The following is a 23,488-nucleotide window of genomic DNA, read 5'->3' as shown; positions in this document are numbered from 1 at the left end:
TTGATAGAAATTTAAGAAAGGATGAAAATGTCTGAAGCTAGATTAAACGCTACGCCAAACAACATCGGCCGTAGATCGTTTTTAAAAATGGCTGCATTAGCAGGTGCTAGTGGAGCGGCCGGCTTTGCAGCAAGCAATGTCACAAGAGAAGCAACAGCTCAAGAGATGGCAAACCCATTTCCAGACTCAAAAATAGTAAAAACTGTCTGCACAGTTTGCTCTGTAGGATGCGGAGTGCTAGCAGAGGTAGAAAACGGTGTTTGGGTGCGTCAAGAAGTAGCACAAGATCACCCAGTAAGTGCTGGTGGTCACTGCTGTAAAGGTGCAGACGTTATCGATATGGTGCGCTCACACTGCCGTGTAAAATATCCGATGAAAAAAGTTGACGGCAAGTGGCAACGCATCTCTATGACGCAAGCACTTGACGAGATCGGTGCAAAGCTAAAAGCTTACCGCGAGAAAAATCCAGAGCAAGTAATGTTTTTAGGATCAGCAAAAGACTGCAACGAGCAAAGCTACTATATAAGCAAATTCGTTGCGATGTTTGGGACAAACAACCTAGATCACCAAGCACGTCTTTGACACAGCTCTACAGTCGCCGGTGTGGCGAATACTTGGGGTTATGGAGCTATGACAAATCACCTTGGAGATATCCAAAACGCGAAGTCTATTTTTATAATCGGATCAAACCCAGCGGTAAATCACCCAGTTGGTTTTAGACACTTTTTAAAAGCAAAAGAAAAGGGCGCTAAGCTAATAGTAATTGATCCAAGATACACAAGAACAGCTGCAAAGGCTGATTATTTCGCACAAATTCGCCCAGGAACGGATATACCTTTTGTATATGGCATGATGAATCTCATCTTCGAAAATGGCTGGGAGGATAAGAAATTTATTGATGACCGTGTTTATGGTATGGATCTGATTCGTGAAGAGGCTGCAAAATGGACACCAGAAGTCGTTGAAGATGTGACTGGAGTGCCAGCTGCAACTCTTAAAGAGATCACAGAAATTTATGCTAAAAACCGCCCTGGCTCAGTCGTTTGGGCGATGGGTCTAACTCAGCACACAATAGGTAGCTCAAACACTCGTATAGCTCCGATCTTGCAACTAGTGCTTGGCAACATGGGCGTAAGTGGTGGCGGATGTAACATCCTAAGAGGCCACGATAACGTTCAAGGTGCAACTGATATGGCAAATTTACCAGATAACCTACCTGGTTATTACCCTAAAAATGAAGGAAGCTGGAAATATTTTGCAAAAATGTGGAAGGTTGATTTCGAGTGGTTGCAAAAGAATTTTATCAAGCCTGAGTGGATGTTTAAGCCAGGATTTTCACTTGCACGCTGGTGGGCTGGTACGCTTAATGGTAAAGATGGCAATGATGCAATCGATAATGCAGGAGATAGCCTAAAAGCTCTTGTAGTTATAGGTAACGGCATAACATCTACTGCACAACAAGCAAAGGTTCAAGAAGGTCTTGATGCACTTGAGTTACTTGTTTGTGTAGATCCGTTTGTAAATGACGCTGCCGTTATAACAAATAAAAAAGATAATGTATATATCATTCCTGCTTCAACTCAGTATGAAACTAGCGGCACAGTCGTAGCTACAAATAGAAGTGGTCAATGGAGAAGCCAAGTATGCAAACCACTTTATGAGAGCATACCTGATCATGAATTGTTATTTGAACTAGCTAAACGCATAGGCTTTTATGACGAGCTAACTCGCACTATAAGGGATGCTGACGGCAAGATAGAATGGCCAGAAGCTGCTACTCATGAGATAGCAAATATTATAAAAACTATCGGTATGACTGGCTGGACACCTGAGCGCTTGAAACGCCACCAAGAGAACTGGGATAAATTTGATGAAGTAACATCTCTTGGCAAGCCTGGCACTCCTGTTGAGGGCGAATACTACGGACTTCCATGGCCATGCTGGACAGAAAATCACCCAGGTAGCCCAATACTTTATGATACACATAAATCAGTTCGCGAAGGCGGAATGGGCTTTAGAAACCGCTTTGGTTTAGAGCACAACGGTGTTAGCCAGCTAGCAGCTGAAGGCTCAGCGCCAGTTGGTTCATCTATAAATGGCGGATATCCTGAGATCAAAAAAGACAATATCGAGAAAATTTTAGGCATCACACTAACTGATGATGAAAAAGCAAGGATCGGAGCTAGCTGGTCAACTGATGATAGTAATATCATAGCAACAAAATGCTTGGAGAAAAACATCGCTCCGTATGGCAATGCACGTGCTAGAACTATCGTTTGGACATTTGCTGATCAGATCCCTAAGCATAGAGAGCCGATCCACTCACCAAGACCAGATCTAGCCAAGAAGTATCCAAGCTTTAAAGATAAAGCAAAACAATACCGCGTTGATACTAAATTTGAAAGCTTGCAACAAAGTAAGGACTTCTCAAAAGAATTCCCTATCAACCTTATTACAGCTCGTCTCGTAAATTTCAGTGGTGCTGGTATGGAGACGCGTGCTAGTAAGTATCTATCACGCATTACGCCTGAGATGTTTGCTGATATCCACCCAGAGCTAGCGGCTAAACATGGCATTAAAAATTGGGATTTTGTTTGGGTTCATTCACCTGAGGGTACCAAGATCAAGGTTCGTGCAAGGATAGTGCCATCAGTCAAGCCTAATATGATCTTCTTACCATTCCACTGGGCTGGATATATGCAAGGTGTTGATATGACTGGAAATTTCCCAGAAGGAACTTTGCCATTTGCGGTTGGTGAGAGTGCAAATACCGTAACAAACTACGGATATGACATAGTCACTCAAATTCCAGAAACAAAAGGCGGTCTTTGCCGCATAGAAAGGGCATAATATGAGCGCATTTAACGATAACAATAGACTTAAATTTTACTGCGACACAGATAGATGCATTGATTGCAACGGCTGCGCAGTAGCATGTGATGAAGCTCATGAGTTGCCTATCGGCGTTAGAAGACGCCGCGTCGTCACACTAAATGAAGGTATGCCTGGCAAAGAAATTTCAACATCAATCGCATGTATGCACTGCGAAGATGCACCTTGTTCGCTTGTTTGCCCAGTTGATTGTTTCTACATCAGAGCTGATGGCATCGTGCTTCACGATAAAGATATCTGCATAGGCTGTGGATACTGCTTGTATGCTTGCCCATTTGGCGCACCGCAATTCCCTAAAGATGGTGCGTTTGGCGCAAGAGGCGTAATGGATAAATGCACTATGTGCGCAGGCGGTCCGCTACCAACTAATAGCGAAGAAGAGCGCGAAGTATATGGACAAGATAGAATTTCTGAGGGCAAAGTGCCAGTTTGTGCTGCGATGTGCTCTACAAAGGCTTTATTAGTTGGCGAGTCAGATATGATAGAAAAAATCTACAATGACAGAGTTGCTGCAAGAGGTTATGGCGAAAAAGACCTAAAGCAAACTACTGTTTGGAAGATCGCTTACTACGCTGGCGACAGACTAAAACTAAAAGCGTAAATTTATAGGTGCTTTTTGCACCTATAAAATTTGTTATTTTCTCTAATTTTATACTTTAAGAAATATGCCTATTTTGCATATCAAATTTTAATTATAATAACGTTTATTTCGTATCAAAATGCGTTTAAGCTTTTTGCTTTGTTTAAGCAAATTTTTACTACAATCCAAAATTAAATTTAGCTTTTTGGGCTATCATTTGTGAAAACTTCAAGGAGCAAGATGGAACCGATTTATAAAACGCAGATCATCAAATATAAAGGCGAGCAAAAAGCACAGGTTGATGATATTTTGGTGCGTGAGATCAAGCTTGAAATTTACATAAATGACAAAAAATTTGGTGCCGTTATGGCGACGCCTACCGATCAAAAGGCGCTTGCTGTGGGCTATTTGATCAGCGAAAACGTCATCACAAAGCCAGAGGACATAACAGAAGTTAGGCTCTCAAGCGACGAGCTAAGCGTCTATGTAAGCGCCAAAGTGAATGAAAAACGCCTAGAGCAGTTTAACGAAGAGAAGGTCATAATAAGTGGCTGTGGCAGAAGCTCAACGGCAAATATCGACCCACAGGCGATGGCGGCAAGAGCCGTAAAAAGCAGGGCTAAATTTAACAAAGATATGATCCTTGCCCAAATGAAAGAGTTTTACACGCAGTGCGAGCTTTATGAGATGACTGGCTGCGTGCATACGGCAAAGCTCTTTGTGAGCGAAGATAAATTTTACATAGGCGAGGATATCGCTCAGCACAACACGATCGATAAAGCCGTTGGCAAGGCCGTTTTAGACGGAGCTAACTTAGCAAATTCATTTTTGATGGTGAGTGGCAGGCTTAGCTCAGAGATGGTTGCAAAGGCCGTTATGCACGGCATCCCAGCGCTTATCTCAAGGACAGCGCCGACTAGCCTTGGCGTGGTGATCGCTCGTAAATTTGAGCTCACGCTTTGTGGCTTTGCAAGGGGCGAAAATATCAACGTTTATAGCGGCGAAGAGAGAATTTATGAGTAAAAATTTAGAAGAGCTAATAAAACAAACGCTAAATAAAAGCGGCAAACTTGACTGCGGAACGGCTTTTAAGATCTCAAACAAGCTAGGCATAGAAGTCGGCGAAGTGAGCGACGAGGCAACCAGACTTGGCATCAAGATAGACAACTGCGAGCTTGGGCAGTTTGGTGGCTTGGATAAAGACCGCGGTAAATTTACATTGTCACTAAAACTAAAAGAAGTGAGCGACGAAAAAGGCAGAGTTTTTTGCAAAGATGCAAGAGAGATGGCGGCGGCTAATGGCGGGCTAAAGACCATGCGCTCGACGCTTAGAGACTACGGCTTTGACGTGAAGTACTGTCAGCTAGGCTGTTTTAAGGAAAAGAAAGGCAAAAAGATGAGAGTAAAGACAAAGACTTGGATAGAAAACGACGAGGGCGAGCTTATATTTGGCAAGGGCAAAACCGAGGTTTTAGACGTGATAGCCGAGGTTGGCTCGATATCAAAGGCAGCTGAAATTTTAGGTATGAACTATAAAAAATGCTGGTCGCATCTGCAAATTTTGCAAAAAAACTTAAAAGAAGATCTCTTTACGACCAAGCAAGGTGGCGGAGATAACGCTGGCACTACACTAAATGATAGGGCTCATGAGCTCATAAACGCTTATAAACAGCTTCAAAACGACATCGAAGACTATGCAAATAAGCGCTTTAAAGAGCTATTTTTAAAACAAGACGAGAAGAAAAACGATAAAAAATAAACCAAATTTTTAAAAGGAGAAAACATGTATGTAAAACTAAACGACAGGACTTATCTAAACAAAGATAAGATCACTAGAATCAAGATCGATAGCGTTCAAGACGGCATTCGTATCCGTTTCTATGAGGGTGCAAACCAAGTTGCTAAGAGCCAAAGATTTGAGAGTGAAGCAAAAGCTAACGAGTGGTTAGAAAAAAACTTCTTAAACAAATAAGCACACGAGTGGGCACCCTGCCCGCTTGTAACCTCACTTTATACAAAATTTCACTATAATCGCGCTTTTTAGCCAAAGGGAAAATCGTGCCAACTATAGATGAAGTAAGAAAAAATATCATTTTAAAAGATGGAATTTACTATTTTGACTACACGGCCTCAGGCCTTGCCTATGCGCCTATCGAAGATGAAATTTCAAAATTTTTAAAAACCTACGCAAACACACACTCAGACAGCAGCTCAAGTGCCGTGCTAACGCAAAAACGCTACGAAAACGCAAGAGCCGAGTTAAAGGAGCTTTTGGGGCTTGATGAGAGCTTTTATCTCATCGCAACAGGTCAAGGCGCAACGGCTGCGATAAAGAAATTTCAGGAGATAATGGGGATTTATCTGCCGCCAACCACAAGAGCCTTGATCGGCGAAGCAAATTTAAGAAGCGTAAATTTACCACTCGTGCTTGTTGGCCCGTATGAGCACCACTCAAATGAGATCAGCTTTCGCGAAGGACTTTGCGACTGCGAGCGCATAACACTTGATGAAAACGGCGAGATAGACTACGTGATGCTTGAGAGGACGCTAAAACTAAACGCAAAAAGAAAGATCATCGCCTGCTTTAGCGCCGCCTCAAACGTCACAGGCGTGAAAACCGACTATAAGAGAATTTACTCACTCGTTAAAAAATTTGGCGGAGTGGTGGCATTTGACTGCGCAGCGACCAGCTCGCATGAAATTTTAGATGCCGATTACTTTGACGCAGCCTTTTTTTCGCCTCACAAGCTACTTGGTGGAGTTGGTAGTTGTGGGCTTTTGGCGATCAAAAAAGAGCTTTATACAAGCGATATACCAAGCTTCGCAGGTGGCGGCACCATCGCTCTTGCAACGCCTTCAAAGCACCTTTTTATAAAAAATGTCGAGCAGCTTGAAGAGGCTGGCACGCCATCTATCTTGGGGCTGGTGCGAGCAAGTCTAGCTTACAGCCTGCAAGCAAGTGTCGGAGTAGAAAATATCAAAGCTCGCGAAGATGAACTGGCAAATTTCTTTGAAAAAGAGCTTAGCAGTATCGAAGATATCACCATTTATGGCCCTAAAAATGCAGAAAAACTGCCTATTTTTTCATTTAATGTGCGAGACATTTCGCCATATGACTTTGCCGCAACACTTAGCAACAACTACGGCATACAAAGTCGCGCTGGCGTGATGTGCGCTGGACCTTATGCTTTTGATCTGCTGGGACTTAAAGAAAATAAGATCTTAGAGAAAAAGCCAGGTTTTGTAAGGGTGAGTATGCACTACACGCACACAAAAGAGGATGTGCTCTATCTCATAAACGCTATCAAATCATCTATCAAAAAGCACCGCGAGCTTTGGGGCGAGGAAAAGGCGATGTATGAGATGTTTGGCGGTAAAATTTAGGTTAAATTTTTGTTTTCTGCTAAATTTAACTATCAAGAAAAGTTAAAAATTTAAATTTAGATTGCCATTTTAAAATGCAAAAACAATTATATTTTTTTAATCTAATTTTACTCTTTCTTCCCATTTAAATTTTAACTGTATCAAATAAAATTTACCATCTTGGATCAAATTTTGCCAGCAGAATTTAAAGCAAATTTGCTGTTTTTGTACAGAGCTATACCTGCTCGGTCTTAAGAAACTCTAACAAAACACGCCACCATTGTGAGTGGACAAAAAATATTAAGCATTTTATCTTGTTTTTACATCTAGTTAAATAGAAATTTCTAAAGATCTTTTATGTAATAGCCGTTTGAAATTGGCAACAACTAGTTTTTACGTTGATTAAAAAGAGTTAAAAAATAATTTTCAATCACTTCTTCAACCACCAACCATAATTTAAATATACTTTAGGAATTTCATCATTATCAATATCTATTCCTAATTTTTCCATTTTGTCAAACCATTTATCTCGTTTTGATTTTGGTAATTTTGTACCACAAAAAGGGCAAAATTTGATTGAAATACTGCTTGTGCCACCATCGTGAACGATAATTCCATATTCATCAAATTTAGGATAATACGAAATAAGCACGTCTGGGCAATCATAAATATTGTTATGAATCTTACAATTTAATTTCGTTGCCTCTTTCATTTGAGAGCAACAGTGTTTTACCTTAACCATTTTTTCTTTATTTGTGCTATTTACATTTTTTCAAATTTTACTTTGAAATTTCATCTTTTATCTTTTGATAAAGCTCCAAAATTTCATCTTTTTTGATGATGAAGCTATTTTTATTTGCGATCAGATAGGCTGAGCTTTGCATGATGTCGCCAGCCACTTTTAGTCCATTTTGCTTCATGGTTGAGCCAGTCTCTACCACATCGACGATCGCGTCGCTTAGCCCAACAAGTGGTGCTAGCTCGATCGAGCCATAGAGCTTAATGATCTTCACGCCAACGGCAAGCTTTGCAAAGTAGTTTCTAGTGATATTTGGCATTTTTGTAGCGATCTTTAGCTCAGACCTTGAAAAATCAAGCTCATCTTCGTTTTTTATGCCAATGCAGACCTTGCACTTGCCTATTTGTAGATCAAGTAGCCTCACTACATTTGGCTTATGCTCTTCAAGCACGTCAAGGCCGACCACGCCGATATCTGCGGCTCCTTCGGTGACGTAAGTTGGTATGTCTTGGTTGCGAACCATTAAAAATCTAAAATTTCCCTCTTCAAGGATGAGTTTTCTATCCTCAAACATAAAGCTCGAACCAAAAATTTTTCTAAAAATTTCAAGTGTATCTTCTGCGATCCTGCCCTTTGGCAAGGCTACTGTTATCATTTTAAAATTTCCTTTTTCTCATCGATTATTTTTTGCATGGCACGAAAGATCAGCATCTTATCGCAAATGGCATTTTTAAAAAATTTAGACAAAAAGTCGCCATCTCCGCCAGTAAAATAGACTTTTTTGCTGCCTGCTAACTTTGAAATGAGCGTGATAATGGGCTTTATGATGCCATAACTCACAGCATCGCTCGTCTTTTGAGGCAACGCATCGATGTCTATTTGCGAATTTAGTGTCACATCAAGGCGTGGCGAGATGCTTTTGTAGGCGTTTAACATAGTTGCGATGCCAGGCAAGATGTAGCCTCCAAGATGAAGCGAGTTTGCCATTATATCAACGGTTATAGCACTTCCGGCATCTACTATAACGCCATCATTTATCATATAGCACCCTGCTTTTCTATCTACTCCAAGACCTTGATAGATCGTGTCTATCTCAAAGTAAGGCTCTAAATTTATAAACATTTCGTCCTTATCTATCATGCGCAAAATTTCTTCATTTACGCAGATAAAATAGACCTTTTCGTTTGGTTTATAGTTTTTAAATTCGCTAACTTTTATATGTGTGATCTTGCCATTTTGCAAAAAAGAGGCGTTGGTGTTGCCGATATCACACAAAATCATAACAGCTCCAGCCTTCTTCTTTGAAGTAGTTTAGAGATTTTGAGCAAATTTGAGAGCTGTAAAAGATCACACGTTTTTTGATCTTGGTTTGAAATTTCTCTTCAAATTTAGTGCAAATTTCATTTATCTCGCTGGCTTCTTTAAGCAAAAGCCTGCTCTTTGCACTTCTTAAAAAAACGATCTCGTAGAAATTTTTTGTATCGACACCAAAAAACGCCTCAAGCGAGCGTTTCTTGGTAAATTCGCTAAGGTCAAGCCTTTTTAGATCTCTTAGCAAGATCTTTTTAGCTTCAAAAAGCTCCCAAATTTTTTGGTTCATTGCCCTAGATTAACATACTCGTTATCGTAGTAAAATGCGCCATTGCCCATGAAGCTTTTATCTTTTATCTCGTCGCTAAATTCATAAATTTCAGCTCCGCTAAGGTCTAAATTTGTCTTTATAACATAGCCTGTTTTTTCGATGACATAGAGCTTATTGTTGATGATAGTAGCCGCTGAGAAGATAGCAAATTTGAAATTTACCTTATTTTGCTCTTTTAGCATGAGGTCTGTTCTTACGATCGTGCCATCTTTTTTAAAGATATAAATTTCATCGTTATGAACTAGCACATCTTTGATCTCACCGTCATAATATACTGTCTGGCTTGGGTTGATGACGATTAGTTTTTTAGCTGTTGCTGCGATTAGGTTATCGCCCTCAACGCCTAAAAATATGATGTTGTTAAAGAAATTTTCAGAGCTTACGACAACGTCGCGCAAAATTCTACCAGTATCTTTTTGTACGATGTAAATTTTGCCATCAAGTGCTGGATAGACGATGAGTGAACTCATAAAGTAAGGTGCCACAACTCTTGAATCAACCGCTGCGATGTCAGATGAGCTGTACTCCATTAGTGTCGTAGCTGTGTTGATATCGATTAGGTAGATGTGGTTTGATGCGCTGATAGCTGCAAGTTGGTTTTGATCAAGCGAAGCTGCTACGATCGCAGTTGGAAATTTACCACTATAAACGCTGTGGCCGCTAGGATCAGTCACGTTTAGATCGCCATTTATGCTAGCTGAGATGACAAAGCCGTTGTTTTCGTTTAAGAAATTGAAATTTTCAGGCAAGGTAACGCTTTTGTTTAGCCCATTTTTCGTGATGATGTTGCCATTATCAAGCGTTGCGCCATTTGCATTTGCTGATTTTATGTAAGAAGGAAGATCTTTTGACAAAGATATCTCACCAGAAGTTTGCGCAGGCTCAAAATATTGTCTTTTTGTGCCGCATCCGCTTAGAACTAAAGCCAAGGCAAAAGCCAAGAATAGTGTAAGTTTTTTCATTATTTTATTCCCTGATAGTGTTTTAAATTTTTAACTAAAGTTTGTAGTTGTGAGTCAAGTGCGATCTTGTTAAATTCGTCGTTTGCCTCTTTGATCTTGTTTTCTTTTAAAAGCTCAAAACCTTTTAAAAGTGCGTTATATTCGCTTAAAATTTGAGTATTTGCATCGCCAGTTTGCGAAAGGATGATATCTTTTACGATCGGATTTACTTTTAAATTTGCAAGCTCGCTAATGCCCTTTGTATCGTTTTTATCAAGCATTTGCCCAAGTGAAAAAAGTGCATATAAGCTTGGCTCTTTCTCCTTTAAAACATTTAAAGCGCTTGCGTCATTTGGATTTAAGATAAGCTTTGAATAGGCTAAATTTGCCTCCTCAACTCTGTTGTCGTTTAAAACCTTACTAGCGTAAAATCCGATGAGTGCGACGATAGCTGCCACGCATAGCACGATCAGCAAAGTTTTGTATTTCCTAAAAAAACGCTCTCCCTTGATCATACTCTCAAGAAACTGCTCCTGGGCGTCGATCTCTTTTTTTATCTCGGTTAAGTCTTCTTTTATAGCCAACGTTTTTCCTTGCTTTTGAAAAATTTTAATTCGCAGATTTTAGCATAATTAAATTAAAAGTAGCCCAAAATTAAAGCTTGAATGTGATATAATGCCTCAAAATCAATTAAAAGGTTGCTTAATAATGCAAATAGACGACACTCTCTTAAATAAACTAGAAAAACTCTCCGCATTACAAATTAATAATGAAAAAAGAGAAGAGATCAAGAAGCAATTAAGTGAAATCGTATCTTTTGTCGATATTTTAAACGAGCTTGATCTAAGCAGCGATGAGGCCGTAGTTAGCTCTATAAAAGGTGGCACTCCATTAAGAGAAGATGAGCCACATTTAAGTGACGTTGTCGATGAAATTTTAAAGCACGCCCCTTCACGCGAGGGACACTTCTTTGCCGTGCCAAAGATCATAGAGTAAAATATGGATCTAATCGAACAACTAAGAGCGCAAAGCTCGGATGCCCAAACCAAAACATCAGAGAGCAATCTCTCTGGTGACATCCAAACGCTTCTAAAAACCGTTGTTTTTAATAAAGCCAGTGACCTCCACCTAGTCTCAAGGTCTGAGCCTCAAATAAGGATAGATGGCACTTTAAGGCCACTTGAATTTGGCGTGCTAAGTGGCAAAGATATAGAAAATTTATGCTACGCTCTAATCACAGATGCCCAAAAGAGCGAACTTGAAAATAATAAAGAACTTGACTTTGCCATAGAACTTCCAAATATCGGCCGCTTTCGTGGCAACTACTACTACACGATGAATGGCGATCTAGCCGCAGCTTTTCGTATCATACCTATTGACATCCCTTCGCTTGATGATCTAAATGCACCACAAATTTTTAAATATATCATCAAACGAGAAAAAGGCCTTATCCTGGTTACTGGACCAACAGGCAGTGGTAAATCAACGACGCTTGCAGCGATGCTTAATGAGATAAATTTAAATTATAGAAAGCACATCATCACCGTTGAGGACCCAGTCGAGTTTGTACATAACAACAAAAAAGCCCTATTTTCACATAGAAATATCGGCACTGACACACACTCTTACTCAAAGGCGCTAAAATTTGCACTTCGTGAAGACCCAGATATCATACTTGTAGGCGAGATGAGGGATAGAGAGACGATCTCTACGGCTATTACAGCAGCTGAGACTGGGCACCTAGTCTTTGGCACTCTTCACACAAACTCAGCCATACAAACTATAAATAGGATCGTTGATAGCTTCGATGGAAGCGAGCAGCTTCAAGTAAGAAATATGCTTAGCGTTTCACTAACTGCTGTCATCTCACAAAGTCTGATCCCAAAAATAGGCGGCGGAAGGTGCGCTGTGCATGAAATTTTGATAAATAACATGGCGATATCAAACTTGATACGCGAAAACAAAGTGCATCAAATTTACTCTCAAATGCAGCTAAATCAGCAACAAACTGGCATGAGCACACAGACTCAAGCCCTGATGAAAGCGCTAAAAGAGGGCTTGATCACAAAAGAAAACGCGCTAGCCTACTCAACTAGCCAGCAAGAACTTCAAAATTTAATAGGAACTGTATGATGGATTTAGTAACTTGGTTTGACATTATCGTCATCGCCCTTGTCCTGATACTTGGTGTAAAAGGCATAATAAACGGGCTTATAAAAGAGACATTTGGGCTTATCGGGCTAATAGGTGGCCTAGTTGTCGCTAGTAGATTTTCAGATGTAGCTGAGAGCTTCATAAGCAAAAATATCTATAAATTTGAAAATCCTTCATTTTTACAATTTGTCGCATTTATCGGACTTTGGCTAGTTTTTTGGCTAGTTTGTCTGCTAGTTGGCAAATTTTTATCAAAGATAGTTTCAGTAAGCGGACTTGGCTTTTTAGACAGGCTTGGTGGATTTGTCATGGGAAGTGGCAAAATTTTCCTCACATTTTCAGCAGTCGTTGCCGTGATGTCAGGCACTTCGCTAAATAAAATGATCGAGCCATACTTCACAAATAGCAAGGTCTATCCGCTCCTACTTGGAACTGGTAGATGGATAACAAATATCGATGTGAAAAACATCAAAAATGAGCTAGATGAGATGGTAGTAAGACCAAAGGATACAAACAAGAGTGATGCATTTATATCAATGGATGCAAATGCGAGCACAAACACCGACACAAACGTCACCAAAGGGGAATAAAGATGATAGAAAATTTAGAATATGATGCCTTGCTTGAGAAATTTAAAAGAGTTCTACGCGACAACGGTTTAAAATATACAAAACAGCGTGAAATTTTACTAAAAACGCTTTATAACAACGACGAGCACTTTACGCCAGAGAGGCTATATCTTTTTATAAAAGAGACCTATCCTGAGCTAAATATCGGCATCGCAACTGTTTATAGAACGCTAAATTTACTAGAAGAATCAGAGATGGTAACATCTATCAGCTTTGGCTCTCAAGGCAAGAAATTTGAGCTTGCCACAAAGCCACACCACGACCACATGATATGCAGAAAGTGCGGCCTTATCATAGAATTTGAAGATCCTATGATAGAAAAAAGGCAGATAAGCATCGCAAAAGAGCATGGCTTTAAACTAACTGGTCACATGATGCAGCTTTATGGAATTTGCGAAAAATGTTCAAAAAATAATATAAAGGGAAAGTAAGGTGATATTTGACAACCAACATGAAATTCAAAGATTAGAAAGCATAGATGAGCTTAGAAATTTAGGCATAAATCCATATCCACATTTTCTTAGAAGAGATATGAATATCTCTAAATTTAGACTTAAATTTAACTATATAAAAGATACAGAAGAGAAAAAAGCAGAGGGGCAGCTAGTAGGTCTTGCAGGCAGGATAAAGCTGATCCGTGACGCTGGTAAAGCGGTCTTTGCAAATATCGAAGATGAAAATGGAAATTTACAAATTTATTTTAGTAACAAGACGCTTGATCCAGAGTGGTTTAAAATCGTTAAAAAATATGTAGAAATAGGCGACATCGTCTATGTTAGAGGCTACGCTTTTATAACAAAAACTGGCGAATTTTCAATGCACGTAAATGAGCTTAGCTTAGCTACAAAATCGATAAGTCCGCTTCCAGAGAAGTACCATGGGCTAGTTGATGTTGAGACAAGATACCGCCAAAGATACCTTGATATGATAATGAACCCTGAAGTTAGGGCTGATTTTAAAAAGCGCTCAGTGATTATAAGCACGATTAGAAGATTTTTTGAAGAAAAGGGCTTTTTAGAGGTTGAAACTCCGATGCTTCACCCAATAGCTGGCGGCGCAAATGCAAAACCATTTGTGACATTTCACAACGCTCTTGGAGTTGAGAGATACTTAAGGATCGCTCCCGAGCTATATCTAAAACGCCTTGTAGTTGGCGGCTTTGAAGCTGTTTATGAGATGAATAGAAACTTCAGAAATGAGGGTATGGATCTAACTCACAACCCTGAATTTACAAGCATAGAGTTTTACTGGGCATATCACAACTACCACGATCTAATGGGTATCACAGAGGATTTATTTAATGTCATTTTAGAAAAACTTGGCATGGAGAAAGTAATAAATTTTGATGGTATGGAGATTGATTTTAGTAAGCCATTTAAACGCATAAGCTATAAAAAAGCCCTAGTTGAGATAGGCGGACTTGCTGAAGATATCGTAAGCGATAAGGCTAAAATTTTAACAAAACTAAGAGCTGATGGCTTTGAAGCAAACGAAAAGCTTGACCTTGGCCACTTACAAGCTGAACTCTTTGACAACTACGTGGAGAGCAAGCTCATCCACCCAACTTTTGTCATCGACTATCCGATCTCTATTAGCCCACTTTCAAGAAGAAGCGACACAAATCCTGACGTGGCAGAGAGATTTGAGCTATTTATCGCTGGTAGAGAGCTAGCAAATGGCTTTAACGAGCTAAATGATCCGATCGATCAATACAACCGCTTTAAAGCGCAGATCGACGCTAAAAACGCAGGCGATGACGAGGCACATGAGATGGACGAGGACTATGTAAAAGCCCTAGGATACGGCATGCCGCCAGTTGCAGGCGAAGGCATAGGCATCGATAGACTTGTGATGCTTCTAACAGATAAAAAATCAATCCGCGACGTTGTTCTCTTCCCAGCGATGAGACCACTAAAAACTGAGACAAAGGAGAATGAAAAATGAGTTTGCAAAGCTACGATAAAGAAATTTTTGACCTAGTAAATTTAGAGTTAAAACGCCAGTGCGACCATCTAGAAATGATCGCTAGTGAAAATTTCACATATCCAGATGTTATGGAGGTGATGGGCTCAATCCTAACAAACAAATACGCTGAGGGCTACCCTGGTAAGAGGTATTATGGTGGCTGTGAATTTGTCGATGAGATTGAGCAAATCGCGATCGATAGATGTAAAGAGCTCTTTGGATGCGAATTTGCAAACGTTCAACCAAACTCAGGCTCTCAGGCAAACCAAGGCGTTTATGGAGCTTTGCTTAACCCAGGCGATAAAATTTTAGGTATGGATCTAAGCCACGGCGGACACCTAACTCACGGCGCAAAGGTAAGCAGCTCTGGCAAGATGTATGAGAGCTTTTTCTACGGCGTCGAGCTTGATGGTCGCATAAACTACGATAGAGTTATGGATATCGCAAAGATAGTAAAACCAAAGATGATCGTTTGTGGCGCGAGCGCATACACAAGAGAGATCGAGTTTAAGAAATTTAGAGAGATAGCTGACGCTGTTGGTGCGATACTCTTTGCAGACGTTGCTCACATCGCTGGCCTTATAGTGGCTGGAGAGCATCAAAATCCTTTCCCGCACTGCGATGTCGTAAGCTCAACTACTCATAAAACTCTAAGAGGCCCAAGAGGCGGTATCATAATGACAAACAACGAAGAGTACGCTAAAAAGATAAACTCTTCTATATTCCCAGGCATCCAGGGCGGACCACTAGTTCACGTCATCGCTGCAAAGGCAGTTGGCTTTAAGCACAACCTTAGCCCTGAGTGGAAAATTTACGCTAAACAAGTAAAAGCAAACGCTAAAAAACTTGGCGAAGTGCTAATAAGTAGAGGCTTTGATCTAGTAAGTGGCGGCACTGATAACCACCTAATCCTAATGAGCTTTCTAAACCGCGAATTTAGTGGGAAAGACGCGGACATCGCGCTTGGCAACGCTGGCATAACAGTAAATAAAAACACAGTCCCAGGCGAGACAAGAAGTCCGTTTATCACAAGCGGCATACGTGTAGGTAGCCCAGCTCTAACAGCTCGTGGTATGAAAGAAGCTGAGTTTGAGCTAATAGCAAACAAGATAGCTGACGTGTTAAGCGACATCAACAACGCATCTTTACAAGAGAAGATAAAAGCCGAACTAGTCGATCTTGCTCATAAATTTATAATCTATGATAAAGCGACATTTTGATGCAAAGTATTGATACATCTCTTATAAAGATAATAACTACCCACTACTACATCAAACGTGACACGATCGTCAATAAGATAGAGTACAAGGGTAAAATTTTCTTTGATAAATTTGAAAAGATTAACGAACCACTAACTTATAGCGTTATGAAAGAGCATGAAGAGGGCAAAGCTATAATCGCCCACTCGCTAATCAATGCAAGTGACAAGGTCGAAAACATAGTCTTTGACTACAACGGCAGAACTCCAGATAGGTTTTGGCATAGAGCCCAGCTTCTTTTAAGAGAAGAAGGCTTTATAAATTTCACAGCCTACGAGACCAAGACGCCAGGACATTTACACCTTTATGTGCATAAAGGTCACACTACGCTAAATGAAGCTTGCACGCTTGCAAATATGCTAAGCGCAAAGCTTTCACAAAAGCTAGCCAAAGAGTGGAGAATGTTCCCAAATATCGACATGCCAAAAGAATTTAACATCCTAACTTTGCCATATAACCTCTATCAAAAAGAGCGCGGGGCAAGTTGGTCAAAATATATGTAAGGAGAGATAATGGAAAACGAAGAGTTAAAAGATATACTTTTAGAAAAAGATGATGAGGCAAAGGGCGCAAAACTAAAGAAACTTCTTATGTTTATAGCAGCTCTTGTTATACTATTTTTAATCATCATCGTAGCCATGAAGCTTATAAACTCAGGCGACTCAACACAAGCACAAAACGAAGCTGACTCAAGACTAGTCCTGCCTCCAGTGCCAGCAGAGCAGCCAGTCGATACACAAGTGCCTGCACAAGATACAAATTCAGATGTTAAAAAAGGCGATACTCAGCTTTTCGAGCAAGTGCCTATCGTGCCTGAAAATAAGCAACAAGATGATTTTGAAGATATGATCAAAAAGCTAAAAGATAAAGAAGGCGCAAAATCAGCTCCCAAAAATGAAGAGCCAAAAGAGGTAGTAAAAGCTGTCGAGCATCCAGCTGAAGCACCTAAAAAAGCTGAGACAAAGGTAGAAACTCCAGCTAAAAAAGCTGAAACAAAAAGCGAAGCTAAAGCAGAGAAAAAAGCTGAAGCAAAGCCAGCCAAAACTGAGGCAAAAACCGAGAAGAAAGCTGAAACTAAAGCTGAGAAAAAACCTGAAACTAAGGTAGAAAAAAAGGCTGAAGCTCCTGCAAAAGCAGAAAAAGTGGAGAAAAAAGCTGAAGCTCCTGCAAAAGCCGAGAGCGTCGCAAAAGGCTCTTATGTACAAGTATTTGCAACTAGCAAATTTAACCCAAATGCCGACTATATGAAAAAAATAGCAGCCAAAGGATATAGCTACAAAACTATAAAAGCTGGTGAGCTAACTAAAATTTTAGTTGGTCCATTTGATGAAAAAGGGCTACAAAAAGCTGTAAATGACATAAGAAAAGATGTCAATAAAGACGCTTTTGTCTTTAGAGCAAAATGAAAACCCTCGCAGTTTTTGGAGATCCGATAGCTCACTCGGTATCTCCAAGACTACACAACAAAGCCATTGCCGATCTAGCTCTTGATGCCCTATATACTAGGGTTTTGTTAAAAGATGGCAATGAGCTAATCAATAAATTTAGATCCCTAAAACTAGACGGTGCAAATGTCACACTCCCGCATAAAGAATTTGCTCTAAATTTAGCCGATGACGCCTCAGAAGCAGCACGTAAAATAGGCTCTGCAAACACTTTGGTGCTAAAAAATGAGAAAATTTATGCCTACAATACTGACACACCTGGTTTTTTAAAAGCGATATCAAATTTTAAAGAGGCAAAAAGCGCCATCATCCTTGGAGCTGGAGGCACTGCAAACGCCCTAGCCTACGCACTTAGATCACAAAACATAGATGTTTGCATACTAAATAGAAGCAAGGCAAGACTTGATAAATTTAAAGATCAATACGAGTGCTTTAGCTGGGATGACTATAAAGAGCACAAATTTGATCTAGTGGTAAATTCGACCTCAGCAGGGCTAAAAGATGATCTTTTGCCAGCATCAAAAGAGATTTTAGATGGCATTTTTAAAAATGCTAAATTTGCATTTGATGTGATATATGGCAAAGAGACGCCATTTTTAAAAGAGGCAAAAAGGCAAAATTTAGCATGCAAAGACGGAGCTGATATGCTCTTATATCAAGCGGTTTTAGCGTTAAATTTATTTTATAATGGCAGCCTTGATGAGAAAAAGATAGAAATTTCTATGCGAGAGGCTCTTAGTTTATGAGGCTTGCAAGAGTGCATTAAACAAAATGGAAAAATCATCAAGCTTGATAAATAAGGCTCTAAAGCTTAGCGATATAAATTTTAACTCCTTTAGCCACTCTAAAAACTGGATCGGCTTTTTTGAGATAGAGGATTAAAACTGGGCTTCTGGCGTAGATACCGCGCTAAAACTATTTGATAAATATTTTAATAAATTTAAAAATGAAGTATTTGTCATAAGCGCCTTAAACTACGACGATACTAACTTGAGCGATGAAGCGCTTGAAGTAAAAACTTTGCACGATAAATTTAAAAAGCTAGGCATCTTACAAGAGCCAAATGAGCACTTTGATCTTGGTTTAAATAGTGAAATTTTGCTGCCTGCCATCTGCCTTAGGATAGACACTTTAAGATTTGATGAGATCAAAGATCTGGCTAAACTACTCATGCTCTATACATACTCCTTAAACGAGTGGTGCTTTTTCATCTTTCCAAGCTTAAATTTAGTGCTTTATCCGCATGATGAGAGAGGCTTTGGCTGCATAGGGCTATATGACGATACAAAAAATGGATTAAATTTTTTAGAGTTTTGTAAAAGTGAGAAAAATGCAAAGGTTGTTTTAAAAGAGCAAAATAGCAAATAAATTTTAAAATCAAACAAAAAGTCTCCCTTGCCGAAGCAAAGGAGGAAAAAATTTACTTTTCAAACGCTTTTTGCAAGCTAAATGGAAACGCCTGATAGCCCATAGCATTTGTCATCTTTATCTCTATACTAGGCTCTTTTGCGCCCCACTCAAACTCATCGATGTGCGGGCTAGGAAGTCCTACTGGGCGACCTTTTGCGATGTCAAACTGCATGCCAGCAACAGCTGAATAGACCATCACGCTATCAAGGTCATCTTGATACTGCGTAAGGCTAGTAACTGAGCTATACCACTCTTTACCGCGCTCTTTGCCGTACTCCCAGATCTGCTCAACGGTCTTTTTGTTCTCATCGATCTTATAAACGACCGCGCGAGAGTACTTCATGCCAGCGATGGCTGGTTGCTCCATGCCCCTTGTGTCGCCGTTGTCAAAGACACTTAGATAAATTTCGCCTTTTTTAGACTTGCTATCTATCCTAAATGCCGTATGTTGCGTCCATTGCCAGTCAAAACCGCCCTTCTCGCTCTCGTATCCTGGGCATTTTGAGTACTCATCTTCGCAGACGATCTTGTTGCCTTTGCTATCAACTGGCTGAAGCAGCTTATCTTTAAATTTATCACTCCAGCCCTTGTGAGCGCCCATGATCCATTTTACTTGTTTATCACGGCCGATCTTTATAACTGCGTCTTGATGGCGGCTTGAGATGATGATGCTATCATCGCTTGGGTCGTAATCCACACTATTTACGTGTGCCCAGTTACGTCCTGGACCAGCGCCAACTATGTCGCCCCATTTATCGTGTGTATCCATAGACTGAAGTTCATCAGAGCTTGCTGTGTGGCCTGCTTTTTTAGCGTCTATGTTTAAGCAAACTGCACCTTGATCAAGTGTTTTTAGCACGATATCGCGGTAAGGATCTAAAATTTCATATAGTCTAAAGTCATCAACTACGTTGCCGTCGCGGTCAAGCTCAACGATGACGTCGCGCACTGTTCTTACGTTTTTGCCATCAGCCCTTTTGTAGTCGGCATTTGCCACGCGCAAGAAGTAGTGTCCGTTTTGTGCTACGTCCATTGAGTGTGAGAAGTCGTTGTAGCTAGCTGGTAGCTCGCGGTTGAAAATTTCTCTACCCATGATGTCGTATTTTGCGTATCTTTGGCCGTAACCCCAAGTCATCGCGCCGTCGTCATTTTGCTTAAAGCCCATCATAACGCCAGCGTGAAATGGCTGTTTTAGGTCGTAAATTTTGCTTGGTTCAAGATACCATCTAACCTCGCCTTTTGTATCAAGGATGAAGTTATTTGGGCTGTAGTTCCACTCGATCGCACCGCCAGCTGGGTTGTTCCAAACGACTTTTGTGCCCTTGCCTGTTTTATTTACAAAGTTATTTACATAGTAAAGGCGGTTTGCAAATTTAGCGCTAGCAGGCTTAGTAACCTCGATCTTGTCAAATAGCGCTCCCTTTTGATTTGGCGTGCCAGCGCTCTCTAGGTAGATAGCTGGGGCATAAATTTTATAGCTCTCTTTTATATGCTCAGTCTTGCCCTTGTAGCTCTTGTCGTACTCGACCTCAACGGTGTTTTGATAGTCAGGATACATGCCAAAAACTGGGATGCCGCCATGTGTGCGAAGATGCTTGTCAGCCACTTTGTAGCTTATAGTTTGACCACCTTGTTTTGGCACGATAGTGACCTTAGCGTTGCTTAGTGTGTAGCCGCCATTTTTGATGACTGCTGTAAGAGGCGCTGTGTCGTATGGATTTACTACTACTTCGCCGATAGCTCCTGTTATAGCGTAGTCAAGTTTAGCTCCGCTTGGACCGCCTATCGCAAAAGCAGCCGTACAAAGTGCAGAGGCTAGTGCAACACAACTCAAAGTCTTTATCATAACATCTCCTTTAAATAAATTTTATAAACTCTACTCATAAAGCTTATAAAATTTAGAAAAAGCCTTGGCAAAAACCAAGGCCTCAATCAGTAAAAGGAATAACAAAAATGATTTGCTTTGTGTGTAATTGTAGTAAATCTTTATAACATAAATTTAACGCTAAGATTAATAATAGCTTAAAATTTAAAAATATATTTAAAATTTATTAAATAGCGTATTCAACCTCGTTATCTTCGCCATTTATGAGGTCAAAAATTTTAGCTTTTAGCTCAAAATACTTTAGATCATGCACGCCAAAATTTGGATTGATTATCTCTTTTATAATCACGCCATCGTGCAGGATCACGATCTTATCAGCCAAAAATAGAGCCTCATCAATATCGTGCGTGACAAAGATAGTGGTTTGAGTCTTTGACATCTGCTTTAAGCTTTTTTGTAAATTTGTCCTTGTTATTGGATCAAGTGCAGAAAATGGCTCGTCTAAAAACAGCACCTCAGGGCTTAAGCTAAGCGCCCTTGCTATAGCGACACGCTGCTTTTGGCCGCCACTTAGCGAGTGTGGGAAGAGCTCGGCCTTATGAGAAAGGCTAACAAGCTCCAGAAATTTGCTAGCTCTCTTTTCTTGTTCAAATTTATCCTTTATACCAGAGCATTTTAGGGCAAATTTGATGTTGTCTTTTGCGCTTAGCCATGGCATTAGTGAGTAGGTCTGAGTGATGATCTGGCGCGATTTGTCTAGTGAAATTTTCTTTGTATAAATTTTATTTTGCATCGAAATTTCACCGCTACTAAGCTCGCTCGTGCCGCTTAGGATGTTTAAAAGTGTCGTCTTGCCAGAGCCACTGCCGCCAAGCAAAACGCAAAATTCATTCTGCTTTATCTCTAAATTTATCCCTTTTAAAATTTTAGCGTCCCCAAAAGATTTGGTTAAATTTTTTATCTTTATCATCGTCCAAGCCTCTCCCCTGCGTATCTTTCAATGAGCGAAAAGATGAAATTTATCACGATGCCTATCACGCCGATCACAAAAATCACCGCCATTACACTATCTATCCTAAGCTGGTTTCTAGCGTCTATTATGAGATATCCTAGCCCGCTTTGCGCTCCCACCATCTCGCCAACTACTAAATTTATCCAAGCAAGGCTCGCTGCTAGCTTTAGCCCTGAGATGATGCTAAAAAGGCTTGCTGGCATGATGACGCCAGTGATTATTTGCATTTTGCTAGCTCCAAAGCCACGAGCCGCCAAAACAAGCTCATTTGGCACGCTTTTTACGGCATTTATAGTAAGAAGCAGCATAGGGAAAAATATCGCATAAGCGATGATGAAAATGGTCGGTTTATCGCCGATACCAAAGGCAAGGACTATCAAAGGTATCCACGCAATCGGCGAAATAGGACGCAAAAGCCCGATAAGTGGCTCAAATGCGTTTGCAAATTTAGGAAAAAGTCCAAATATAAGTCCGACCAAAACCGCAACAAGCGAGCCGACGAGAAGTCCTATGACGTATCTAATGAGTGAGTCAGTGACGCCAAGAAGCAGTTTGCCGCTTTTTGCAAGCTCGAAAAATGCGCCTACCACCTCTTTTACGCTTGGTACTAAGTCCCCACTAAAAGCTTGCCAGATAAGCAAAGCTAGGGCTAAAACGAGAATTTGAAAAAGGTATTTCATCTTTGCTCCAAGTATGAGTTTATATCTAAATTTGCTAGTTTTTGATTGCCTAAATTTTTGCTGATTAGAAATTCTTTTAGCTCCTCTAGCTCCTCTGCCCTTAGGCTTAGATCATCGTAGCTTACGATCTCTTTATCAAGCACTAGCTTTAATAAATTTGCATTTTGACTTAAGATCTCATTGCCCAAAAGTGCGCTTTTTTCGTGATCTTTTGTGATAAAGCTTGCTGCTTTTCTAAAAGCATCTAAAAGCTCGTTAAAATAAGGCTTTGAGAGAATTTCTTCTTGAAAATTTAGTGTGCAGCAGATGTGGTTTGGCTTTATATCTTTTGAAAAGAGTAAATTTTTCGCCCTGCCTTTAAAATTTACCGCCATTTGCCCAAATGGCTCAGCCACGATGTAAGCATCTATCTGATGACTAAGAAGCGCAAAAGGCATCTCAGGTGGCGCCATCTCAATGATATCTGCGCTCATATTTTCACGCTTTAAGATCGTATCAAGTAAAAAATAGTGCATGCTAAATTTTGAAGGCACAGCGATCTTTTTGCCAGCAAGCTGCTTAAGACCGGCCACGTCGCTTCTAGCCACAAGGGCTGAGCCATTTTTGTGAGCTGATAGCACAGTCTTTATCTTTGCGCCATTTGCTCTTAGCATAAGACCTAGTGGAGCTAGCATAAAAGCCCCGTCAATCGCCCCTGCCCTAAGCGCCTCAGCTAGATCAACCCAGCTGGCAAATTTAATAGGCACTATCATGAAATTTTCACTTTTATGAAGCTTTGAAGCGATGATGCATAGATGATCGCTTATCGGCACAAAGCCTATTTTTACGCCGATCTTTGGAGTGCTTGCTAGAGCTTTTTGGCTACTAAGAGCCAAGAAAGAGCCTAAAATTTGTAAAGCATAACGCCTGGTCATAAATTTTCCTGAATTTTATTTTAAGTGTGTAATTATAG

26 protein-coding genes are annotated in these 23,488 nt (G+C 40.3%); 16 read left to right on the top strand and 10 right to left on the bottom strand.

Translation table 11 applies throughout. From position 1 onward, the window contains the following. Positions 1 to 27 precede the first annotated feature (27 nt). The 6 genes from CYP84_RS09405 to CYP84_RS09380 all read left to right on the top strand — a co-directional run bounded on the left by CYP84_RS09405 (position 28) and on the right by CYP84_RS09380 (position 6,856). Positions 28 to 2,850, top strand: a complete 2,823-nt coding sequence (locus CYP84_RS09405; protein ID WP_103637369.1) for a formate dehydrogenase subunit alpha — start codon at positions 28 to 30, stop codon at positions 2,848 to 2,850. Position 2,851: 1 nt separating this feature from the next. Beyond that, a complete protein-coding gene (gene fdh3B / locus CYP84_RS09400) occupies positions 2,852 to 3,493 on the top strand; it encodes a formate dehydrogenase FDH3 subunit beta (RefSeq protein ID WP_103599522.1) in 642 nt (213 codons plus the stop codon). A gap of 219 nt (positions 3,494 to 3,712) precedes the next feature. Continuing rightward, positions 3,713 to 4,495, top strand: a complete 783-nt coding sequence (fdhD, locus tag CYP84_RS09395; RefSeq protein WP_103637368.1) for a formate dehydrogenase accessory sulfurtransferase FdhD — start codon at positions 3,713 to 3,715, stop codon at positions 4,493 to 4,495. Then, positions 4,488 to 5,231: a winged helix-turn-helix domain-containing protein gene (locus CYP84_RS09390; protein WP_103637367.1), complete on the top strand. Its 744-nt coding sequence runs from the start codon at positions 4,488 to 4,490 to the stop codon at positions 5,229 to 5,231. Before fdhD ends, CYP84_RS09390 begins: the two co-directional genes overlap by 8 nt. Before the next feature lie 24 nt (positions 5,232 to 5,255). Beyond that, positions 5,256 to 5,444, top strand: a complete 189-nt coding sequence (locus CYP84_RS09385; RefSeq protein WP_002941192.1) for a hypothetical protein — start codon at positions 5,256 to 5,258, stop codon at positions 5,442 to 5,444. An 86-nt stretch (positions 5,445 to 5,530) separates the two neighbouring features. Beyond that, positions 5,531 to 6,856, top strand: a complete 1,326-nt coding sequence (locus tag CYP84_RS09380) for an aminotransferase class V-fold PLP-dependent enzyme (RefSeq protein ID WP_103637366.1) — start codon at positions 5,531 to 5,533, stop codon at positions 6,854 to 6,856. Positions 6,857 to 7,265: 409 nt separating this feature from the next. Here the strand turns inward: CYP84_RS09380 and CYP84_RS09375 are convergent, their stop codons facing one another. From CYP84_RS09375 to CYP84_RS09350, 6 genes are read right to left on the bottom strand one after another with little or no spacing between them, the layout of a single operon-like run. After that, entirely contained in the window at positions 7,266 to 7,577 is a 312-nt protein-coding gene (locus CYP84_RS09375) for a DUF6980 family protein (RefSeq protein ID WP_199906762.1), read from the bottom strand. Positions 7,578 to 7,614: 37 nt separating this feature from the next. Continuing rightward, positions 7,615 to 8,229 carry an ATP phosphoribosyltransferase gene (gene hisG / locus CYP84_RS09370; protein WP_002941288.1) on the bottom strand — a complete coding sequence of 205 codons (615 nt, stop codon included), beginning with the start codon at positions 8,227 to 8,229 and terminating at the stop codon, positions 7,615 to 7,617. Beyond that, on the bottom strand, positions 8,226 to 8,855 hold the full coding sequence (locus tag CYP84_RS09365; RefSeq protein ID WP_103637365.1) for a type III pantothenate kinase: 630 nt from the start codon (positions 8,853 to 8,855) through the stop codon (positions 8,226 to 8,228). The genes hisG and CYP84_RS09365 overlap by 4 nt, the downstream gene beginning before the upstream one ends. Then, the gene (locus CYP84_RS09360; RefSeq protein WP_103637364.1) at positions 8,842 to 9,174 is read right to left on the bottom strand and encodes a hypothetical protein; all 333 of its coding nucleotides are present in this window, start codon (positions 9,172 to 9,174) and stop codon (positions 8,842 to 8,844) included. Before CYP84_RS09360 ends, CYP84_RS09365 begins: the two co-directional genes overlap by 14 nt. Further along, complete coding sequence (locus tag CYP84_RS09355) at positions 9,171 to 10,178, bottom strand: L-seryl-tRNA selenium transferase (RefSeq protein ID WP_103589950.1); 1,008 nt, start codon at positions 10,176 to 10,178, stop codon at positions 9,171 to 9,173. Before CYP84_RS09355 ends, CYP84_RS09360 begins: the two co-directional genes overlap by 4 nt. Next, complete coding sequence (locus CYP84_RS09350) at positions 10,178 to 10,741, bottom strand: hypothetical protein (RefSeq protein ID WP_103602128.1); 564 nt, start codon at positions 10,739 to 10,741, stop codon at positions 10,178 to 10,180. Before CYP84_RS09350 ends, CYP84_RS09355 begins: the two co-directional genes overlap by 1 nt. 124 nt (positions 10,742 to 10,865) lie before the next feature. Between CYP84_RS09350 and gatC the strand changes: the two genes are divergently transcribed. The 10 genes from gatC to CYP84_RS09300 all read left to right on the top strand — a co-directional run bounded on the left by gatC (position 10,866) and on the right by CYP84_RS09300 (position 18,977). Then, positions 10,866 to 11,153, top strand: coding sequence for an Asp-tRNA(Asn)/Glu-tRNA(Gln) amidotransferase subunit GatC (gene gatC / locus CYP84_RS09345; RefSeq protein ID WP_103637363.1), 288 nt, complete (start codon positions 10,866 to 10,868; stop codon positions 11,151 to 11,153). A 3-nt stretch (positions 11,154 to 11,156) separates the two neighbouring features. Then, the gene (locus tag CYP84_RS09340; RefSeq protein WP_002941386.1) at positions 11,157 to 12,290 is read left to right on the top strand and encodes a type IV pilus twitching motility protein PilT; all 1,134 of its coding nucleotides are present in this window, start codon (positions 11,157 to 11,159) and stop codon (positions 12,288 to 12,290) included. Further along, entirely contained in the window at positions 12,290 to 12,901 is a 612-nt protein-coding gene (locus CYP84_RS09335) for a CvpA family protein (RefSeq protein WP_103637374.1), read from the top strand. Before CYP84_RS09340 ends, CYP84_RS09335 begins: the two co-directional genes overlap by 1 nt. Before the next feature lie 2 nt (positions 12,902 to 12,903). Further along, positions 12,904 to 13,371: a Fur family transcriptional regulator gene (locus CYP84_RS09330; protein WP_002941362.1), complete on the top strand. Its 468-nt coding sequence runs from the start codon at positions 12,904 to 12,906 to the stop codon at positions 13,369 to 13,371. Between the two features lie 4 nt (positions 13,372 to 13,375). Next, positions 13,376 to 14,884, top strand: a complete 1,509-nt coding sequence (gene lysS / locus CYP84_RS09325) for a lysine--tRNA ligase (protein ID WP_234401139.1) — start codon at positions 13,376 to 13,378, stop codon at positions 14,882 to 14,884. Next, positions 14,881 to 16,125, top strand: coding sequence for a serine hydroxymethyltransferase (locus tag CYP84_RS09320; protein WP_103637361.1), 1,245 nt, complete (start codon positions 14,881 to 14,883; stop codon positions 16,123 to 16,125). Before lysS ends, CYP84_RS09320 begins: the two co-directional genes overlap by 4 nt. Then, positions 16,125 to 16,667 carry a DUF1882 domain-containing protein gene (locus CYP84_RS09315; protein WP_012140331.1) on the top strand — a complete coding sequence of 181 codons (543 nt, stop codon included), beginning with the start codon at positions 16,125 to 16,127 and terminating at the stop codon, positions 16,665 to 16,667. The genes CYP84_RS09320 and CYP84_RS09315 overlap by 1 nt, the downstream gene beginning before the upstream one ends. Positions 16,668 to 16,676: 9 nt before the next feature. Continuing rightward, on the top strand, positions 16,677 to 17,570 hold the full coding sequence (locus CYP84_RS09310; protein WP_103637360.1) for an SPOR domain-containing protein: 894 nt from the start codon (positions 16,677 to 16,679) through the stop codon (positions 17,568 to 17,570). After that, positions 17,567 to 18,355 (top strand): shikimate dehydrogenase, encoded by a 789-nt coding sequence (locus tag CYP84_RS09305; protein ID WP_103637359.1) that lies wholly within the window; start codon positions 17,567 to 17,569, stop codon positions 18,353 to 18,355. The genes CYP84_RS09310 and CYP84_RS09305 overlap by 4 nt, the downstream gene beginning before the upstream one ends. Positions 18,356 to 18,599: 244 nt before the next feature. After that, complete coding sequence (locus CYP84_RS09300) at positions 18,600 to 18,977, top strand: hypothetical protein (protein WP_103637358.1); 378 nt, start codon at positions 18,600 to 18,602, stop codon at positions 18,975 to 18,977. 52 nt (positions 18,978 to 19,029) lie between these two features. On the opposite strand, the gene CYP84_RS09295 is transcribed toward CYP84_RS09300, so the two are convergent. The 4 genes from CYP84_RS09295 to CYP84_RS09280 form a co-directional block, all read right to left on the bottom strand. Beyond that, the gene (locus CYP84_RS09295) at positions 19,030 to 20,865 is read right to left on the bottom strand and encodes an aryl-sulfate sulfotransferase (protein WP_103566554.1); all 1,836 of its coding nucleotides are present in this window, start codon (positions 20,863 to 20,865) and stop codon (positions 19,030 to 19,032) included. 205 nt (positions 20,866 to 21,070) lie between these two features. Beyond that, positions 21,071 to 21,814: an ABC transporter ATP-binding protein gene (locus tag CYP84_RS09290; RefSeq protein ID WP_012140336.1), complete on the bottom strand. Its 744-nt coding sequence runs from the start codon at positions 21,812 to 21,814 to the stop codon at positions 21,071 to 21,073. Beyond that, positions 21,811 to 22,536 (bottom strand): ABC transporter permease, encoded by a 726-nt coding sequence (locus CYP84_RS09285; RefSeq protein ID WP_103566546.1) that lies wholly within the window; start codon positions 22,534 to 22,536, stop codon positions 21,811 to 21,813. Before CYP84_RS09285 ends, CYP84_RS09290 begins: the two co-directional genes overlap by 4 nt. Further along, a complete protein-coding gene (locus CYP84_RS09280; RefSeq protein WP_103566541.1) occupies positions 22,533 to 23,450 on the bottom strand; it encodes an ABC transporter substrate-binding protein in 918 nt (305 codons plus the stop codon). The genes CYP84_RS09285 and CYP84_RS09280 overlap by 4 nt, the downstream gene beginning before the upstream one ends. Positions 23,451 to 23,488: the final 38 nt, after the last annotated feature.

This window comes from Campylobacter concisus, assembly GCF_002912425.1.
GTDB lineage: Bacteria > Campylobacterota > Campylobacteria > Campylobacterales > Campylobacteraceae > Campylobacter_A > Campylobacter_A concisus_AH.
This window is presented reverse-complemented; position numbering and strand designations above follow the sequence as displayed.

Coding starts and splice junctions, on each gene's coding strand:
- CYP84_RS09355 (WP_103589950.1), bottom strand. CDS start 10,178: ATGAAAAAACTTACACTATTCTTGGCTTTTGCCTTGGCTTTAGTTCTA.
- CYP84_RS09360 (WP_103637364.1), bottom strand. CDS start 9,174: ATGAACCAAAAAATTTGGGAGCTTTTTGAAGCTAAAAAGATCTTGCTA.
- CYP84_RS09310 (WP_103637360.1), top strand. CDS start 16,677: ATGGAAAACGAAGAGTTAAAAGATATACTTTTAGAAAAAGATGATGAG.
- CYP84_RS09340 (WP_002941386.1), top strand. CDS start 11,157: ATGGATCTAATCGAACAACTAAGAGCGCAAAGCTCGGATGCCCAAACC.
- CYP84_RS09280 (WP_103566541.1), bottom strand. CDS start 23,450: ATGACCAGGCGTTATGCTTTACAAATTTTAGGCTCTTTCTTGGCTCTT.
- CYP84_RS09385 (WP_002941192.1), top strand. CDS start 5,256: ATGTATGTAAAACTAAACGACAGGACTTATCTAAACAAAGATAAGATC.
- gatC (WP_103637363.1), top strand. CDS start 10,866: ATGCAAATAGACGACACTCTCTTAAATAAACTAGAAAAACTCTCCGCA.
- CYP84_RS09390 (WP_103637367.1), top strand. CDS start 4,488: ATGAGTAAAAATTTAGAAGAGCTAATAAAACAAACGCTAAATAAAAGC.
- CYP84_RS09335 (WP_103637374.1), top strand. CDS start 12,290: ATGGATTTAGTAACTTGGTTTGACATTATCGTCATCGCCCTTGTCCTG.
- CYP84_RS09305 (WP_103637359.1), top strand. CDS start 17,567: ATGAAAACCCTCGCAGTTTTTGGAGATCCGATAGCTCACTCGGTATCT.
- CYP84_RS09375 (WP_199906762.1), bottom strand. CDS start 7,577: ATGGTTAAGGTAAAACACTGTTGCTCTCAAATGAAAGAGGCAACGAAA.
- CYP84_RS09330 (WP_002941362.1), top strand. CDS start 12,904: ATGATAGAAAATTTAGAATATGATGCCTTGCTTGAGAAATTTAAAAGA.
- CYP84_RS09320 (WP_103637361.1), top strand. CDS start 14,881: ATGAGTTTGCAAAGCTACGATAAAGAAATTTTTGACCTAGTAAATTTA.
- CYP84_RS09285 (WP_103566546.1), bottom strand. CDS start 22,536: ATGAAATACCTTTTTCAAATTCTCGTTTTAGCCCTAGCTTTGCTTATC.
- fdh3B (WP_103599522.1), top strand. CDS start 2,852: ATGAGCGCATTTAACGATAACAATAGACTTAAATTTTACTGCGACACA.
- CYP84_RS09365 (WP_103637365.1), bottom strand. CDS start 8,855: ATGATTTTGTGTGATATCGGCAACACCAACGCCTCTTTTTTGCAAAAT.
- CYP84_RS09290 (WP_012140336.1), bottom strand. CDS start 21,814: ATGATAAAGATAAAAAATTTAACCAAATCTTTTGGGGACGCTAAAATT.
- fdhD (WP_103637368.1), top strand. CDS start 3,713: ATGGAACCGATTTATAAAACGCAGATCATCAAATATAAAGGCGAGCAA.
- hisG (WP_002941288.1), bottom strand. CDS start 8,229: ATGATAACAGTAGCCTTGCCAAAGGGCAGGATCGCAGAAGATACACTT.
- CYP84_RS09295 (WP_103566554.1), bottom strand. CDS start 20,865: ATGATAAAGACTTTGAGTTGTGTTGCACTAGCCTCTGCACTTTGTACG.
- CYP84_RS09315 (WP_012140331.1), top strand. CDS start 16,125: ATGCAAAGTATTGATACATCTCTTATAAAGATAATAACTACCCACTAC.